Source organism: Sulfitobacter sp. HI0040, from assembly GCF_001634885.1.
Taxonomy (GTDB): domain Bacteria; phylum Pseudomonadota; class Alphaproteobacteria; order Rhodobacterales; family Rhodobacteraceae; genus Sulfitobacter.
The window spans coordinates 1-735 of record NZ_LWEX01000233.1 but is presented as its reverse complement, the minus strand read 5'-3'; the positions used below and the strand labels follow the sequence as shown (position 1 = coordinate 735).

The window sequence follows — 735 nt, the reverse complement described above, 5'->3', positions numbered from 1 at the left end:
AGAGGGCAATTTCAAGGCGCTCTTCGAGAGCATAGAGCAAGAACAGATCGACAGCGGCGAACTGAAGGCCGACGCCTGAGCGCGAGGACGCGCGTCCCGCTTCCAAATGGTTCAAAATCCCCGCCGGAGGCATCTAAATCTTTCGGCGCATCGAAAGAGTTTTCTTACCTTCGGTGAGGATTTTTTGCCATTTGGAAGAACCGGTGGGGGGAGGCAATCAGCCCTGCGGGATCGTCAGGACGACGTCGCGCCCGCGTTTGCGGTAGCGCAGTTCGCTGTCGCCGATGGCCGAAACGCGGCCCCCGTCGATGCGGTCGCCCACGACGACCTTCTGGTAGCGCCCGTTGCCGAGCCGGACGAGCGCGCGGCGGCTCGATGGTTTGCCGTAGACGCCGATCAGGTTCACCTTTCGCAGGTTGATGGCGTTCCGCACGGTTGCCTGTTTGGCCACGGTGGTCTTGCTGGGAATGCTGGGCGCCACTGTCCGCGGGGCCACGGCGGCCACGCGGGTCGGCTCGGCCCGTTCGGCCTTTTCCACGGTGCGCGCAAAATTGCGCGGGCGGCTGTCGGGCCGGCGGGAAATCACCGTCGCCTGATCCGTCGCGTTCTGGATCGCAGGGGGCGAGGCCAGCGCCACGGTCACGGCGGCGTCCGTTTCTTCCAGTTTGACGGCCGGTGCCGTGGTCACCGCGGCCTGTTGCTGCTGGGACAGGGGCCGGAGGGCGGGGCGGAACC

At 65.9% G+C, this 735-nt stretch carries 1 pseudogene; it reads right to left on the bottom strand.

Annotation, left to right across the window (positions count from 1 at the left end):
• Positions 1-217 precede the first annotated feature (217 nt).
• Positions 218-735: pseudogene (locus A3728_RS12835) on the bottom strand (hypothetical protein); the annotation flags it as partial.